Source organism: Streptomyces sp. BR123 (assembly GCF_013401435.1).
Lineage (GTDB): Bacteria > Actinomycetota > Actinomycetes > Streptomycetales > Streptomycetaceae > Streptomyces.
The window spans coordinates 1-15523 of record NZ_JACBGN010000169.1; the positions used below are offsets into that span (position 1 = coordinate 1).

Annotated in this window: 18 protein-coding genes; 13 read left to right on the plus strand and 5 right to left on the minus strand. The window is 73.8% G+C overall.

The window, feature by feature from the left end; genetic code table 11:
* The 8 genes from HYE82_RS23450 to HYE82_RS23485 form a co-directional block, all read left to right on the plus strand.
* Positions 1 to 841 (plus strand): ScpA family protein (locus HYE82_RS23450; RefSeq protein WP_256987585.1); only part of this gene is annotated, 841 nt, incomplete at its 5' end.
* A 92-nt stretch (positions 842 to 933) separates the two neighbouring features.
* Positions 934 to 1536: an SMC-Scp complex subunit ScpB gene (gene scpB / locus HYE82_RS23455; RefSeq protein WP_179176134.1), complete on the plus strand. Its 603-nt coding sequence runs from the start codon at positions 934 to 936 to the stop codon at positions 1534 to 1536.
* Positions 1536 to 2726 carry a pseudouridine synthase gene (locus tag HYE82_RS23460; RefSeq protein ID WP_179176118.1) on the plus strand — a complete coding sequence of 397 codons (1191 nt, stop codon included), beginning with the start codon at positions 1536 to 1538 and terminating at the stop codon, positions 2724 to 2726. The genes scpB and HYE82_RS23460 overlap by 1 nt, the downstream gene beginning before the upstream one ends.
* Before the next feature lie 98 nt (positions 2727 to 2824).
* On the plus strand, positions 2825 to 3469 hold the full coding sequence (gene pnuC / locus HYE82_RS23465) for a nicotinamide riboside transporter PnuC (protein WP_179176119.1): 645 nt from the start codon (positions 2825 to 2827) through the stop codon (positions 3467 to 3469).
* Positions 3466 to 4563, plus strand: coding sequence for an AAA family ATPase (locus HYE82_RS23470; protein ID WP_179176120.1), 1098 nt, complete (start codon positions 3466 to 3468; stop codon positions 4561 to 4563). The genes pnuC and HYE82_RS23470 overlap by 4 nt, the downstream gene beginning before the upstream one ends.
* 6 nt (positions 4564 to 4569) lie before the next feature.
* Positions 4570 to 5337: an NUDIX domain-containing protein gene (locus HYE82_RS23475; RefSeq protein ID WP_179176121.1), complete on the plus strand. Its 768-nt coding sequence runs from the start codon at positions 4570 to 4572 to the stop codon at positions 5335 to 5337.
* Positions 5334 to 6359 (plus strand): ADP-ribosylglycohydrolase family protein, encoded by a 1026-nt coding sequence (locus HYE82_RS23480; protein WP_179176122.1) that lies wholly within the window; start codon positions 5334 to 5336, stop codon positions 6357 to 6359. The genes HYE82_RS23475 and HYE82_RS23480 overlap by 4 nt, the downstream gene beginning before the upstream one ends.
* A 3-nt stretch (positions 6360 to 6362) precedes the next feature.
* The gene (locus HYE82_RS23485; protein WP_179176123.1) at positions 6363 to 7121 is read left to right on the plus strand and encodes a nucleotidyltransferase domain-containing protein; all 759 of its coding nucleotides are present in this window, start codon (positions 6363 to 6365) and stop codon (positions 7119 to 7121) included.
* Here HYE82_RS23485 and HYE82_RS23490 read toward each other — a convergent pair.
* From HYE82_RS23490 to HYE82_RS23500, 3 genes are all read right to left on the minus strand, one after another.
* Positions 7044 to 7823 (minus strand): nucleotidyltransferase domain-containing protein, encoded by a 780-nt coding sequence (locus HYE82_RS23490; protein ID WP_179176124.1) that lies wholly within the window; start codon positions 7821 to 7823, stop codon positions 7044 to 7046. The two genes, HYE82_RS23485 and HYE82_RS23490, sit on opposite strands and share 78 nt — an antisense overlap.
* Before the next feature lie 65 nt (positions 7824 to 7888).
* Positions 7889 to 8359 (minus strand): ubiquinol-cytochrome c reductase iron-sulfur subunit, encoded by a 471-nt coding sequence (locus tag HYE82_RS23495; protein WP_179176125.1) that lies wholly within the window; start codon positions 8357 to 8359, stop codon positions 7889 to 7891.
* Positions 8360 to 8497: 138 nt separating this feature from the next.
* Positions 8498 to 8839, minus strand: a complete 342-nt coding sequence (locus HYE82_RS23500; RefSeq protein ID WP_179176126.1) for a DUF952 domain-containing protein — start codon at positions 8837 to 8839, stop codon at positions 8498 to 8500.
* 255 nt (positions 8840 to 9094) lie between these two features.
* Here HYE82_RS23500 and HYE82_RS23505 point away from each other — a divergent pair, with 255 nt between their 5' ends.
* The 4 genes from HYE82_RS23505 (at position 9095) to der (ending at position 13340) form a co-directional block, all read left to right on the plus strand.
* A complete protein-coding gene (locus HYE82_RS23505) occupies positions 9095 to 10183 on the plus strand; it encodes a prephenate dehydrogenase (RefSeq protein ID WP_179176127.1) in 1089 nt (362 codons plus the stop codon).
* 231 nt (positions 10184 to 10414) lie between these two features.
* Entirely contained in the window at positions 10415 to 11125 is a 711-nt protein-coding gene (gene cmk, locus HYE82_RS23510; protein ID WP_179176128.1) for a (d)CMP kinase, read from the plus strand.
* Positions 11122 to 11769 (plus strand): 1-acyl-sn-glycerol-3-phosphate acyltransferase, encoded by a 648-nt coding sequence (locus HYE82_RS23515; RefSeq protein ID WP_179176129.1) that lies wholly within the window; start codon positions 11122 to 11124, stop codon positions 11767 to 11769. The genes cmk and HYE82_RS23515 overlap by 4 nt, the downstream gene beginning before the upstream one ends.
* Positions 11770 to 11879: 110 nt before the next feature.
* A complete protein-coding gene (der, locus tag HYE82_RS23520) occupies positions 11880 to 13340 on the plus strand; it encodes a ribosome biogenesis GTPase Der (RefSeq protein ID WP_179176130.1) in 1461 nt (486 codons plus the stop codon).
* 46 nt (positions 13341 to 13386) lie between these two features.
* Here the strand turns inward: der and HYE82_RS23525 are convergent, their stop codons facing one another.
* Both HYE82_RS23525 and HYE82_RS23530 read right to left on the minus strand, forming a co-directional pair.
* Positions 13387 to 13785 carry a hypothetical protein gene (locus HYE82_RS23525; protein WP_179176131.1) on the minus strand — a complete coding sequence of 133 codons (399 nt, stop codon included), beginning with the start codon at positions 13783 to 13785 and terminating at the stop codon, positions 13387 to 13389.
* Positions 13786 to 13993: 208 nt separating this feature from the next.
* Positions 13994 to 14815 (minus strand): hypothetical protein, encoded by an 822-nt coding sequence (locus HYE82_RS23530; protein ID WP_179176132.1) that lies wholly within the window; start codon positions 14813 to 14815, stop codon positions 13994 to 13996.
* 399 nt (positions 14816 to 15214) lie between these two features.
* Here HYE82_RS23530 and HYE82_RS37340 point away from each other — a divergent pair.
* Positions 15215 to 15523, plus strand: a 309-nt coding sequence (locus HYE82_RS37340) for a hypothetical protein (protein ID WP_218782974.1), incomplete at its 3' end; no start/stop codon positions are given.

The window sequence follows — 15523 nt, forward strand, 5'->3', positions numbered from 1 at the left end:
GGGGAGGCCCGCGGAAGGGGGCGGCGAGGAGCCCGCGCGGGTCGGCGACGGGCGGTTCACGCTCCGGCTCGCCAACTTCGAGGGCCCCTTCGACCTCTTGCTCCAACTGATCTCCCGGCACAAGCTCGACGTCACCGAGGTCGCCCTCTCCAAGGTCACCGACGAGTTCATGGCGCACATCCGCGCCATGGGCGCCGACTGGGATCTCGACCAGACCACCGAGTTCCTCGTCGTGGCCGCGACCCTGCTCGATCTCAAGGCCGCCCGGCTGCTGCCCGCCGCCGAGGTCGAGGACGAGGCCGACCTCGCCCTCCTCGAAGCCCGCGACCTGCTCTTCGCGCGTCTGCTCCAGTACCGCGCGTACAAGCGGATCGCCGCGATCCTGGAGGAGCGGAACGAGGCCGAGGGCAAGCGCCACGCCCGCACCGTCGGCCTGGAGCCCCACCACGCCGAGCTCCTGCCCGACGTGGTCATCGGCATCGGCGCCGAAGGGCTCGCCCGCCTCGCGGTCAAGGCCATGCAGCCCAAGGCCAAGCCGCAGGTCTACGTGGACCACATCCACGCGCCGCTGGTCAGCGTGCGCGAGCAGGCGGCCGTGGTGGTCGCGCTCCTCAAGGAGCGCGGCACGGCCACCTTCCAGGACCTCACCGAGGACACCGGCGACACCCTCACCGTCGTCGCCCGCTTCCTCGCCCTCCTGGAGCTGTACCGCGAGAGAGCGGTGGTCCTCGACCAGGAGGAGGCCCTGCGGACCCTCACCGTCCGCTGGACCGGCGGGGACGGCGACGGCATGCCCGTCGTGACGGACGAGTTCGACCGGCCCGTGGACGTCACGGAATGAGAACGAGCACGTGGGATGAGCGCATGAGCGACGACAGCAGAGACGACGACAACAGGGGTGACGGCGTCAGCGGCGACGTCGGTGTGGGGGGGATGGCGTTGAAGCCCGCCCTGGAGGCCGTCCTCATGGTCGTGGACGAGCCCGCGACCGAGGCGCACCTCGCGAAGGTCCTCGACCGCACCCCCCGGGAGGTGGCCGACGCCCTGCGCGAGCTCGCCGACGAGTACACCCTCCAGCAGCGCGGCTTCGAGCTGCGGCTCGTCGCCGGAGGCTGGCGGTTCTACACCCGGCCCCGGTACGCGGCGGCCGTCGAGAGGTTCGTCCTGGACGGGCAGCAGGCCCGCCTGACCCAGGCCGCCCTGGAGACCCTGGCCGTGGTCGCGTACCGGCAGCCGGTCAGCCGATCCCGGGTCTCCGCGGTGCGCGGGGTGAACTGCGACGGGGTCATGCGGACCCTGCTGCAGCGGGGTCTGGTGGCCGAGGCGGGCACGGAACCCGAAACAGGTGCGATCCTGTACAGGACGACGAACTACTTTCTGGAGCGGATGGGCCTGCGCGGCCTGGACGAGCTCCCGGAGCTCGCGCCCTTCCTCCCCGAGGCGGACGCGATCGAAGCCGAGACGCAGGAAGGTGTTCCGTCGTTCGATCCGGACGCACCGGACACCGAAGAAGACGACAAGACGACGGAACTTTGATGCGAAGCAGCGGCAACGGCAACGGCGGCAACCGGAACACGGGCGGCGGCGGCAGCCGCAAGGGCGGAGACGGGCGCGGGCGCGGCAACTACCGCGGCGCCGGCAACGCGCGCGACGACCGGGCGGGCGGCGCGCCGCAGCGTCCGCGCCGTCCGCGCCCGGAGGAGCGGCTCTACGACGTCGGCCCCGAGGGTGAGCGCACCCGCGGCTCCCGCGGCGCGGCCGCGCGCGGCGGTGCCAAGGGCGGCCCGAAGAAGCCCGGCGGCCAGGGCGGCCAGGGCGGCCAGCGCGGCCAGGGCGGCTACGGCAGCGGCCAGGGCGGCTACGGCGGCGGCGCCCGGCGCGGCGAGGCCGGCTACGGCGGCCCCTCCCGGTCGCGAGAGTTCGAGGCCCGGATCGAGGAGCGCGTACGCGACCGGTACGCCGACAAGCCGGTGATCAAGACCCCGAAGACCTTCCCGGGCGCCGAGCAGGAGGGCGAGCGGCTGCAGAAGGTGCTCGCCCGGGCCGGCATGGGCTCGCGGCGCGCCTGCGAGGAGCTGATCGAGCAGGCCCGCGTCGAGGTCAACGGCGAGATCGTCACGGAGCAGGGCAAGCGCGTCCTGCCCAAGGACGAGATCAAGGTGGACGGCCTGACCGTCGCCACCCAGTCGTACCTGTTCTTCGCGCTGAACAAGCCGGTCGGCGTCGTCTCCACGATGGAGGACCCGGACGGCCGGCAGTGCCTGGGCGACTACGTCACCAACCGCGAGACCCGGCTCTTCCACGTGGGCCGGCTCGACACGGAGACCGAGGGCGTCATCCTCCTCACCAACCACGGTGAGCTGGCCCACCGCCTCACGCACCCGAAGTACGGCGTGAAGAAGACGTACGTCGCCGCCATCACCGGCCCGCTGCCCCGCGACATCGGCAAGAAGCTCAAGGACGGCATCGAGCTGGAGGACGGCTGGGCGCGCGCGGACCACTTCCGCGTCCTCGACCAGGTCGGCAAGAACTACATGGTCGAGGTGACCCTCCACGAGGGCCGCAAGCACATCGTCCGCCGGATGCTGGCGGAGGCCGGCTTCCCGGTCGAGAAGCTCGTCCGCACCGCCTTCGGCCCGATCGAGCTGGGCGACCAGAAGTCGGGCTGGCTGCGCCGCCTGAGCAACACCGAGGTCGGCATGCTGATGCGCGAGGTCGGCCTGTAGGACGACGGTCCGCCGGCCGCCGTCCGCGACGGAGCCCGCAGTGCCCTTGGCACTGCGGGCTTTTTGCTTGCCCGACACCTCCCCCACTGTTTATAGTCATGCTGACCATTAAGGGAGTGAGGGGGGTCGATGCTCTCGTGAGCTGGACCGAAGTACTCGGGTTCGCCACCGGGGCCCTGTGCGTCTGGCTCGTGGCCCGGCAGCACATCGCCAACTGGCCGGTCGGCATCGCCAACAACGTCTTCTTCATCGTGCTGTTCGCCCAGGCCGGCCTGTACGCCGACGCCGGCCTGCAACTCGTCTTCATCGCCCTCGCCGCGTACGGCTGGTGGTCCTGGACCCACGGGGGTGGACCAGGAACCGCCGGGGCCCTGCCGGTGCGCCGCACCACGCGCACCGAATGGGCCGTACTGGCCGCGGCGGGGGCGGTGGGGGTGCTCGCCCTCACACTGCTGCTGGACCGGGCCACGGACTCCACCGTCCCGATCTGGGACGCGCTGACCACCGGGCTCTCGCTCATGGCCACCTACGGCCAGTGCCGCAAGCTCGTCGAATCGTGGTGGCTGTGGATCGCCGCGGACCTCGTCTACATCCCGCTGTACGCGTACAAGGGCCTGTACCTGACCGCAGCCCTCTACGTCGGCTTCCTCGCCCTGTGCGTGGCCGGCCTGATCGGCTGGCGGCGCACGCTCCCGGGCGCGGCCGGCCGTACCGGCGGCAGCACTGCGGAGGCGGCGGCATGAGCGGCGCACCCAGGACGTACGGACACGGGCTGGTGCTCGGCAAGTTCTACCCGCCGCACGCCGGCCACCACCACCTGGTGGACACCGCGGCCGCGCAGTGCGAGCGGCTGACCGTGCTGGTCTGCGCGGCCTCCGTCGAGTCGGTGCCGCTCGCCGACCGGGTCGCCTGGATGCGGGACACGCACCGGCAGCCGGGCGTACGGGTCGTCGGCGCGGTCGACGACATCCCCGTGGACCTGCACGACCCGGCGATCTGGGACGCGCACATGGCCGTCTTCCGGGGCGCGGTGCCCGAGCCGGTGGACGCCGTCTTCACCTCGGAGGAGTACGGGACGGAGCTCGCCCGGCGCTTCGGGGCCGAGGAGGTCCTCGTGGACCCCGGCCGGACCCGCTTCCCGGTCTCCGGGACGGCGGTCCGCGCCGACCCCGTCCGCTGCTGGCCCTACCTGAGCCCCGCGGTCCGGGCCGCACTGGCCCGGCGGGTCGTCGTCCTCGGCGCCGAGTCCACCGGGACGACGACCCTGTCGCGGGCGCTCGCCGAGCACTACCGGGGCCGCGGCGGGGTGTGGGCGGAAACCGGCTGGGTCGCCGAGTACGGCCGCCGGTACAGCGAGGAGAAACTCGCCGCCGCCCGCACCGCCGACCCGGCGGCGACCTGGGAGGACGTGGAGTTCACCTCCGACGAGTTCCCGGTCATCGCCCGCCGCCAGGACGAGGACGAGGAACAGGCGGCCCGCGCGGGCTCGCCCGTCCTCTTCTGCGACACCGACTCCTTCACCACCGGCATCTGGCACGAGCGGTACACGGGCGGCCGCAACGAGGAGGTCGAGCGGATCGGCGCCGCGCGCCGGCGCGACCTGTACCTGCTGACGGACCACACGGACGTCCCCTTCGAGGACGACGGCCTGCGCGACGGCCCGCACCTGCGGCCGTGGATGACGGACCGCTTCCGCGAGGAACTGGAACGCACCGGACGGCGCCACCTGATCATCCGCGGCGACCGCGCGACGCGCCTGCGAACGGCGGTCGAGGCGGTCGACGAACTCCTCGCCGAGGGCCGCCACTTCACCCACCCCCTCCCGGAAAGGCGCTGACGGACGATGACGGAACCGGAGCCGGACCACGACTACGACCCGCACGCCTTCGCCCCCTTCGCGGTGACGGTCGACCTGGCCGTCTTCACCGTCCGCGACGCCGCCCTCCACGTCCTGCTGATCCGGCGCGGGCAGGACCCGTACGCAGGCGCCTGGGCCCTCCCCGGCGGCTTCGTCCTGCCCCGCGAGTCCGCGGAGACCGCGGCCCGCCGCGAACTGGCCGAGGAGACCGGCCTGCCGGAGCCGGTGGTCGCGGCCCTCCACCTGGAGCAGCTGCGCACGTACAGCGAACCGGACCGCGACCCCCGGATGCGGGTGGTGTCGGTGGCCTTCACCGCCCTCGTCCCGGACATGCCCGAGCCTGCGGCGGAGGGCGGCGGCGACGCGGACCGCGCCCGCTGGATGCCGGTGGGGGAGGCCGGGCCCCTGGCCTTCGACCACGCGGTGATCCTCGCCGACGCCCGCTCCCGGATCGGCGCCAAGCTGGAGTACACCTGCCTGGCCACCGCCTTCTGCCCACCCGAATTCACCCTCGGCGAGCTCCGGTCCGTCTACGAGACCGTCTGGGACACCGCCCTGGACCGCCCCAACTTCCGCCGCAAGGTCCTCGCCACCCCCGGCTTCGTCGAAGCCGTGCCGGGGGCCGCCCGGCTCACCGGCGGACGCGGCAAACCGGCCGCCCTCTACCGGGCCGGACCGGCCACCGCCCTGCACCCCCCGCTGCTCCGCCCCACGCACACGTCCACGCCCCCGGAAGGAACCCCGACGACATGACGAAGAAGACGGCGACGAAACGCCCGGCCACGGGCTCCCTCCTGGGCCTGGCCCTCGGGGACGCGCTGGGCTTCCCCACGGAGTTCAACGACGTGCCGTCGATCCTGGCGAAGACCGGCCCGTGGCGGCAGATGCGCCTGCCCCGCCCGGCGATCGTCACGGACGACACCCAGATGACCCTGGCCCTCGCCCGCGGCATCCGCACGGCCACGGACCGCGGCCCGCTGACCCCGCTCCGCCTCACCCGGCCGGTCCGCGAGGAATTCGTCGACTGGTACCGGTCCCCGGAGAACAACCGCGCCCCCGGCAACACCTGCCTGCGCGCCTGCAGCCTCCTCAAGGACCCGGCCCGGGACTGGCGGGACGCCAGCCAGATCGGCTCCAAGGGCTGCGGCGCGAACATGCGCGTCGCCCCGATAGGCCTCGTCCCCGGCTGGACGGAGGAGGAACGCGCCGGCGCCGCCCAGCTCCAGTCGGCCCTCACCCACGGCCACCCCACCGCCCTCGCGGCCTCGGACCTGACGGCCCGGGCGGTCTGGCTGCTGGCCCGGGGCACGGAGGTCACGGGCCTGGTCGGCCTCCTCCGCTCGTACGCCCTGGACAACCGCACCCGCTACCACGAGCGCTGGCTCGGCGACCTCTGGATGCGCACCGCCTCGGACGCCACCCCGCAGTCCTTCATGGCCCGCGGCTGGGACGAGTGCCTGGCCGCCCTGGACCGCCTGACGGCGGCGTTGAAGACGCCCTCCCCGGAAACGGACCCCTGCCTCACCACGGGCGAAGGCTGGATCGCGGAAGAAGCCCTGGCCACGGCCCTCCAGTGCTTCCTCCTCTTCCCGGACGAGCCCCTCACGGCCCTGCGCCGCGCCGCCTGCACCGCGGGCGACTCGGACTCCATAGCCTGCCTGGCCGGCGCCTTCGCGGGAGCCCACCTCGGCGCGGCCGCCTGGCCCGAGGACTGGACGTCGGTCATCGAATACCGCGAGGACCTCACCGCCTTCGCCACCCTCTGGGACGCGTGACCCGTGCTCGACGCCATGACCGCGGACCTGACGTCCGTCATCGCCGACCAACCCGACCCGCTGCTGTTCGCCACCGTCTCCGGCGCCCACCTGTACGGCTTCCCCTCCCGCGACTCCGACATCGACCTGCGCGGCGTCCACGTACTGCCGGCGGCCGCCCTCCTCGGGCTCGGCGAGCCGGAGGAGACCAGGACCCGCATGTGGGACCGGGACGGCGTGGAGATGGACCTCGTCACGCACGACCTGCGCAAGTTCGTGCGCCTGATGCTGGGCCGCAACGGGTACGTCCTGGAACAGCTGCTCTCACCCCTGGTCGTCCACACGACCCCGGCGCACGCCGAACTCGTCGCCCTCGCCCCGGGCGTGCTGACCGCGCACCACGCCCACCACTACCGGGGATTCGCGAACACCCAGTGGCGGCTCTTCGGCAAGACCGGCGAGCTCAAACCGCTGCTCTACGCCTTCCGCGCGCTGCTGACCGGCATCCACCTGATGCGCTCCGGCGAGGTCCGGGCCGATCTGCCGACCCTGCTGGGCGAGGTGACCGGTGCCCCGCCGTACCTGGCCGAGCTCATCGAGGCCAAGGCCGCCGCCGAGCACGGTCCGGCCGCCGGCGCCGACGAAGCACGCATCGGACGGGACTTCCAGGCCCTGCACGCGGTCCTGGACGCCGCCCAGGCCGGGTCAGCCCTCCCCGACGGGGCCACCGCGCATGCCGCGCTGGACGACTTCGTCGTCCGCCACCGCCCACCGCACCGCTGACGCCCGGCGGGTGTGGGTGAGGAAGGACTCGACCCGGGCGTGGTCCGGGGATTCCGGGAGGGGGGTGGTCGTCAGGGCCGCCTCGGACTCCTCCGCGAGGCGGGTCACCCAGGACTCCACCTCGGGCCAGGTGAGTTCGCCGCGTTTCAGGGCGAGGAGGCGGTCGCGGTGCGGGGTGGCGTCGATGGCCAGGCGGCCCGTGCGGAGCAGGTCGCGGCAGGACAGGAGCAGCCGCACCAGGTGCATGGCGTGCTTCCAGCGCGGGGCTCCGTGGGTGCGGACGTCCGCCCGGAGCTTCGCGTGCTGGGAGGCCGCGTACCGGGTGAAGGTGGCGTGGGCCCGGCGGGAGAGGAACGCCTCGCGGAGCGAGAGGAGCTCCTCCCCGACCGGGGTGAGGGTCTCCACCAGGGGGGAGTGCAGGACCTCCAGGATGTTCGGATTGGCGCGCAGGGCGAGTTCGCAGACGCGCTCCAGCTCCCAGCTGAACTCCTCCTCCCGCGGGCCCTCCACATGGGTCGGCGGCTTCTCGAAGCGCCAGAACAGCGGCGTCGGGGCGAGGTAGACGCCGCGCCGGTCGGTGTCGCTCGCCTCCGTCGCCAGGCCGAACGCACGGGAACCCATCACGCACGCGTAGACCGTGTGGTCGCGTACCAGGGCGTGGTGGTCCGGGGCTTCGGCGGGCAGCTCGGGTGCGGCGGTCATTCCGGGAGCTTACGCAGCCGCCCGGACCCCTCGCGAAGGGATTACGGGGCAGGCCGGACCGGGCCTCAGGCCAGGGTGATGTCACCCGACGGGGAGACCGCGATGTTCTGCCGGGCCAGCGGGCGGGTCGCCGGGCCGTGCACCACGGCACCGTCCGACACGTTGTACCTGCTGCCGTGGCAGGGGCAGTCGATCGTGCCGTCGGCCACCTTGTTCACCAGGCAGCCCTGGTGCGTGCACACCGCCGTGAAGCAGCGGAACGTCCCGGCCGACGGCTGCGTGACCACCAGCTTCCTGGCGGTGATGACCGTGCCGCCGCCCACCGGCACCGCCGACGCCTTCACGAGCGTCCGCGACGCGTCGCCGGCCCTCGTGGGCGACGCCGCGGACGTACCCGCGGGAGATTCGCCCTTCGGCAGGGTCTGCGGGGTCTCCTCGCCGTCGCCGCCGCAGCCGGTGAGCGCACCGCCGGACAGGGCGGCGACGGCTCCTGCCGCCAGTACGGCGCGTCGGGCGGTGGGCCGGGCCTTGCTCATGCGCTGCTCCTCGTTCAAGGCCGCGGCGGGGCCGCCCGGTCGCCGGGTGGCCGGGGTGGCCGGGGCCGCCGGGTGGGGGATTCGCGAGGAGCATCCTGGCGTGCGGCCGGCCCGGGTGCCGCCCGCCGCGCCGCAGGTTCAGGAACCCGGCTCCCACGGGGCCAGCTCCGCCGGGGCGCCGGCCCGGCGGACCACCTCCCAGAGGCGGATCACGGCCGCCCGGTCCAGCGGACCGTGGACGTGCGGGTAGCGGCCGCCCGATTCACCCTCCCGGCTCACCTCCGAGGTCAGGGCCCGTTCGTCCAGCTCGACCGCCAACAGCGGCCCCGGGACGTCCCGGTAGTGCGCGTCCGCGATCCCGAGCGCCGTCGGCCGGTCCGCGGAGCAGTGCACGAACCCCTCGGAGTCGAGGGAGGGCGGGGCGTACGGGAGGTCGGGTGCGGCGGTCCAGTCGGAGAGGGGGACGATGTGGAAGATCATGCGGATCGTTGTACCGCAGCCGGTGCGTGTCGCCCGTGACGCGGCGCGGCGCGGCCCTGCCCGGGGCGGGCGGCCGGTCGCCCGGCGCCCTGCCCCGGCAAGCCGGTGGCCCGGTGCCGTGCCGTGCCGTTCCGTTCCGTGCCGTGTCGTTCCGTTCCGTCTCCGTACGGCTTGAAGCTTTTCCGGTGCGGCGCGAGGGCTGGCTAGGCTTGGCCTGACGTGCCGTAACGCAACACCGCCACCCCTGGAGCGCCCGTGAGAACCGCCGTCGTCATCGGAACCGGACTGATCGGCACCTCCGCGGCGCTCGCCCTGTCCGCCCGCGGGATCACCGTCCACCTGGCCGACCACGACCCGGCCCAGGCCCGTACGGCCGCCTCCCTCGGCGCCGGCACCGACGAGGCGCCCGACGGTCCGGTCGACCTCGCGGTCATCGCCGTGCCGCCGGCCCACGTGGCCGCGACCCTGGCCGAGGCGATCGGCCGGGGCCTGGCCCGCGCGTACGTGGACGTGGCCAGCGTCAAGGGAGGGCCGCGGCGGGAGCTGGCGGCGCTCGGCGTGGACACCACCGCCTACATCGGCACCCATCCCATGGCCGGCAAGGAGCAGTCCGGGCCGCTCGCCGCGACCGCGGACCTCTTCGAGGGCCGGCCGTGGGTGCTGACCCCGACCCGGGAGACCGACCACGAGGTGCTGAACCTCGCGCTGGAACTGGTCGCCCTGTGCAAGGCCGTCCCCGTCGTGATGGACGCCGACGCGCACGACCGGGCGGTCGCGCTCGTCTCGCACACCCCGCAGCTGGTGTCGAGCATGGTCGCCGCGCGCCTGGAGGAGGCGGACGAGACCGCCGTACGGCTCTGCGGCCAGGGGATCCGCGACGTCACCCGGATCGCGGCCTCCGACCCGCGGATGTGGGTGGAGATCCTCTCCGCGAACCCGGGGCCGGTCGCCGACGTCCTCGCCGGCATCGCCGCCGACCTGGACGCGACGGTCGAGGCGCTGCGCGCCCTGGAATCCGCAGACGTGGAGAAGCGGCGCGCAGGAGCGTCCGGCATCGAGGACGTGCTGCGCCGCGGCAACACGGGTCGGGGGCGGGTGCCGGGCAAGCACGGCACGGCCCCGATGGCGTACGAGACGGTGGCCGTCCTGATCAGCGACCAGCCGGGCGAGCTCGCCCGGATCTTCGCGGACGCGGGCCGGGCCGGGGTCAACATCGAGGACGTGCGGATCGAGCACGCGACGGGGCAGCAGGCGGGCCTGGTGCAGCTGATGGTCGATCCGCGGGCCGCGGCCGCCCTGACCGCCGAGCTCCGCGACCGCGGCTGGGCCCTGCGGCGGCAGTAGTCGTCACTGTGCGGAGGGTCGCAGGTGCGGACGGTGGCGGCCGGGCGCTGCGGCGGCGGTGGCCACCCCCGCTCAGGGCCGGTTTCGGGCGGGCTCCGCGCCGCCCCGCCCGGCCTCCCGGCCCTGGTCCGGGACCGGGCGGGCGGTGATCGCGGCGCGGGCCGGTAACCTTGGGCAGGGGTGCTTTGTCGCGCCCTGACACGCCCGCGCAACCAGGAAGGTGCCCGCACCGTGGAAACCGCAGCTCCGTCCGCCGTGATCGTCGCCATCGACGGTCCCTCCGGCACGGGCAAGTCCAGCACCTCCAAGGCCGTGGCCGCCAAGCTCGGGCTGCGCTACCTGGACACCGGTGCCCAGTACCGGGCCATCACCTGGTGGATGATCAGCAACGGCGTCGACACCGACGACCCGCAGGCCGTCGCCGTGGCCGCCGGCAAGCCGACCATCGTCTCCGGGACGGACCCGGCCGCGCCGACGATCACCGTCGACGGGCTGGACGCCTCCGGCCCGATCCGGACCCGGGAAGTCACCTCCAAGGTCAGCGCCGTCAGCGCCGTACCCGAGGTCCGCACTCTGATCACCGAGCTGCAGCGCACCATCGCCGTGTCCGCCGCCCCGGAGGGCGGGATCGTCGTCGAGGGCCGGGACATCGGCACCACCGTCCTCCCCGACGCCGATCTGAAGATCTTCCTCACCGCCTCCGCCGAAGCCCGCGCCGCCCGCCGCAGCGGCGAGCTGCGGGGCAAGGAGGCCACCGACCTGGCGGCCACCAGGGAAGCCCTGATCAAGCGGGACGCGGCCGACTCCGGCCGCAAGACCTCGCCGCTGGCCAAGGCCGACGACGCCGTCGAGGTGGACACCACCGAGCTGACCCTGGAGCAGGTCGTCGAGTGCGTCGTGACCCTGGTCGAGGAGAAGCGGGCGGGGGCGGGCCGCAAGTGAGCGACACGCCCTCCCTCAAGGGTGCGGCGGTCGGCCGGCGGATCGGCGTCGGGCTCATGTACGGGCTGTGGAAGCCCCGCGTACTGGGAGCCTGGCGCGTTCCCGCCTCGGGCCCCGTCATCCTCGCCGTCAACCACGCCCACAACATCGACGGGCCCATGGTCATGGGCACGGCGCCCCGGCCGCTGCACTTCCTGATCAAGAAGGAGGCGTACGTCGGCCCGCTCGGGACCTTCCTCGACGGCATCGGCCAGGTCAAGGTCGACCGCTCGGGCAGCGACCGCACCGCGATCACGAAGGCCCTGGCCGTCCTCGAGAACGGCGGCGCCCTGGGGATCTTCCCCGAGGGCACCCGGGGCGAGGGCGACTTCGCCTCCCTGCGCGCCGGACTGGCCTACTTCGCGGTCCGCAGCGGCGCGCCCGTCGTGCCCGTCGCAGTCCTGGGCAGCACCGACCGCCAGGGGCGCCTGATACGGGGTCTGCCGCCCTTCAAGAGCCGGGTCGACATCGTCTTCGGCTCCCCCTTCGACGCGGGCGACGGCACCGGCCGCCGTACCCGTACCGCCCTGGACGAGGCAACCGTCCGCATCCAGAGCAGGCTCACCGCACACCTGGCCGACGCCAAGCGCCTCACCGGGCGCTGAGCGAGACTTGACCCAGTAGTGGCAGCCTCCGCGGGCACCGGCCCGCGGAGGCGGCGGGGGACCCCCGCCCGGCTGCCACCGATCACCACGAACGACGAGGAACGGACTTCATGAACGACCAGCACGACCACGGAGCGCTTGGCGACGCCGAGTACGCGGAGTTCATGGAGCTCGCCGCGGAGGAAGGCTTCGACCCGGAAGAGGTCGGGGACGCGATCGAGGAGGCGGGCCACGGCCCGCTCCCCGTCCTCGCCGTCGTCGGCCGCCCGAACGTCGGCAAGTCGACCCTGGTGAACCGCATCATCGGCCGCCGCGAGGCGGTCGTCGAGGACAAGCCGGGCGTCACCCGCGACCGTGTGACCTACGAGGCCGAATGGGCCGGCCGCCGCTTCAAGGTCGTCGACACGGGCGGCTGGGAGCAGGACGTCCTCGGCATCGACGCCGCCGTCGCCGCCCAGGCCGAGTACGCCATCGAGACCGCCGACGCGGTCGTCTTCGTCGTCGACTCCAAGGTCGGCGCCACGGACAGCGACGAGGCCGTCGTCAAGCTGCTGCGCCGCGCCGGGAAGCCCGTCGTCCTGTGCGCGAACAAGGTCGACGGCCAGTCCGGCGAGGCCGACGCGGCCACGCTCTGGTCCCTCGGCCTCGGCATGCCCTACCCGGTGTCCTCCCTGCACGGCCGCGGCACGGGCGACCTGCTCGACGCCGTCCTGGAGGCGCTGCCGGAGGCCCCCGCGCAGTCCTTCGGCGGCGGACCGCTCGGCGGCCCGCGCCGCATCGCGCTCATCGGCCGCCCGAACGTCGGCAAGTCCTCCCTCCTGAACAAGGTCGCCAGGGAGGAGCGGGTCGTCGTCAACGAGCTCGCCGGCACCACCCGCGACCCGGTCGACGAGCTGATCGAACTCGGCGGCGTCACCTGGAAGTTCGTCGACACCGCAGGCATCCGCAAGCGCGTCCACCTCCAGCAGGGTGCCGACTACTACGCCTCGCTGCGCACCGCCGCCGCCGTCGAGAAGGCGGAGGTCGCGGTCATCCTGATCGACTCGAGCGAGAACATCAGCGTCCAGGACCAGCGCATCATCACCATGGCCGTCGAGGCCGGCCGCGCCGTCGTGATCGCCTACAACAAGTGGGACCAGCTCGACGAGGAGCGCCGCTACTACCTCGAGCGCGAGATCGAGACCGAGATGCAGCAGGTCTCCTGGGCGCCCCGGGTCAACGTCTCGGCGAAGACCGGCCGCCACATGGAGAAGCTGGTCCCGGCGATCGAGGCTGCCCTCGCGGGCTGGGAGACGCGCGTCCCGACAGGTCGGCTGAACGCCTTCCTCGGCGAGATCGTCGCGGCCCACCCGCACCCGATCCGCGGCGGCAAGCAGCCCCGCATTCTGTTCGGCACCCAGGCGGGCAGCAAGCCCCCGCGGTTCGTGCTCTTCGCCTCCGGCTTCCTGGAGCACGGCTACCGGCGCTTCATCGAGCGTCGTCTGCGCGAGGAGTTCGGCTTCGAGGGCACCCCGATCCACATCTCCGTGCGGGTGCGCGAGAAGCGCGGCGCCCAGCACAAGAAGAAGTAGCAGCAGCGGCGGCGGTAGCGGTCGGGTCCGGTCTCCCGGGCCCGGGTCAGTAGCCGCGGCGCGGAGCGGGCGGCAGGGCCGCCGGGATGTGGTGCATCCCGGTCTGGTGCTGTCGCCCGCCTGCGTACATGCCGGTCGCGGTGCCGGTGGCGGCATACGCGTACGTGGGCTGCGGCATCTGCACCGGCACGGGCGCGTACGCGGGCTGCCAGGGCTCGGGCTGCCAGCCGGAGCCGCTCCAGCCGCCGCCGTACGTGCCGGTGACGGTCACGGAGCCGGTGTAGGAGCCGCCGTAGGAGAACGCCGTGAAGGCGAGGTCCTCCTCGCCGGTCCGGTCGCCCGGCAGGGCCCGGAAGGCGCGCAGGTACTCCGAGCACAGCGTGTCGTAGATCGGGGTGTGCGAGGGGGCGGTCGGAGCACTGTCCCGGTCCCGTACGGGGCGCATCGGGGAGACGGCGCTCGGATGGGCAGAGGCGCGGGAGGGGTCGTATGAATGCACGTATCAGCAAACGACCCCGGGCCCTCGCGGATGCGGCCGGAAGCCGGGAAAAACGCAGATCGCCGGGCGTGCGCGAGGCGGATCGCACACCTCCGGCGCACGCCGACCCGCCCCCTCGTGAGGGGCGGGCCGGCCGGTTCGGGGTCGCTCGGAGTCAGGCGCCCGGGGTGCCTGCCAGCGGCATCGAGGCGGCCACCAGCCGGCCGGCGGCGGCAGCCCGGTCGAGCGCCTCGCGCAGCAGGTCCTCGCGGGGCTGCTGGCCGATGGAGCCGACCGGGGCGGCGTACACGAGGACGCGCTGGTTCCTGTTGACGGCGGTCCGCCAGCCATCGGTGACCGACAGGGCCTGGTGCGCCTGCCACCAGGCGACCGGCTTGCCGCCCCTCGGGTCCGGCTGGAGCACGGCGTGCAGCTGACCCGCAGCGAGCAGCACCGACCACCCGGCGAGCGGGGAGGGCACCTCGCCGGTGTCGGTGACGAAGTGGAAGCCCTGCTCGATGAGGAGCGGCAGGAAGTCGTCGCCGGGCCCGTCGCTGCCCGGGCGGGCGATCGGAGCGGTCGGCTCGACGACGAGCGCGGGATGCAGTTCGCCGCCGATCAGGACCAGGCCGCTGGTGATGCCGAGGACCGCCTGGCCGCCGGGCACGCTCCGCGGCACGGAGCCGGCGGGGCCGGGGGCTGCCGCCTGCGGGGCGGGGCTGTCACCGGTGATGCTGCGCACGGCGCCCTGCAGCTGCTCCTCGGAGACGTTCACGACCTGGGAGGGGATGCAGCCGGCGTGGGCGAAGGCGAGGACGGCGGTCTCCTCGCCGACGAACAGCACGGTGCTGGTGCGGTCGGTCTCCGGGTCCCCGGGGGTGCGGCAGGAGGTGCAGTCGTAACTGCGCGGTGCGTCGTCGCCGGTGAGCAGCCTCTCGGCTTCTTCGTCACCGATCTCGGCACGTACCTCATCACTGACGTCGAGCATGCGGGGCACGGGATGGCTCCTCGGACTAGGCGAGCAAGGGCGGGCCGAGCGGTTCCCGGCCTGCCGGATCAACGGGGCAGCGGCGGCCGGGGTCACGCCGTCGTAGGGAACGGAATCGAACCCGACCACCGGAGGGGTGAACGGTCGCACCACGGCGTTGATTTCGGTCCAACTGTTGCCTTTTTGTGCGCAGTTGCTGGCCGGGGCTGCGCGTTTGGGCGGGTTGCCCACAAGCGTGCGGCGGGGCTGCTACAGGGCGCCGCGGGGCGGCCGGGGGCTGCTGAAGGGCTGCCGAGTACGCGCTGCTGGGCTGCCGCGGGTCCGCCGACCGGGTGGGTTTCGGGCGCGGTGCGGCTCCGGCCGCGTGGCGCGGCGGGTACGGGGCCGCGGGCTGCGTAGCGTGACCCGATGCCCGACCCCGGACCCGGCGGGCCGCTTCGGCGGCTGCGGCCGCTGCCGCGCCGGCTCTCGTCCTCGTACTCCCGTCGGGAGTCGGCGCGGCCCCTCCACCTCCGGCGCCCGGGCCTGCGGCGGCGGCGCACCCGGCTCGCCCCGCACCGTCGGCAGCGGACCGGGGGACTGCGGGCCGGTTCCCCCGCCGCCCTGCCCGAGGTGACCGTCGGCCTGTTCGCGGCCTGCCGTCGGGACGGCGGGGAGCGGGCCGTCCGGCGGGGAGGGGTGCTCCGCGGCGGGGGAGGCAGCCGCGCGCTGCTTCGG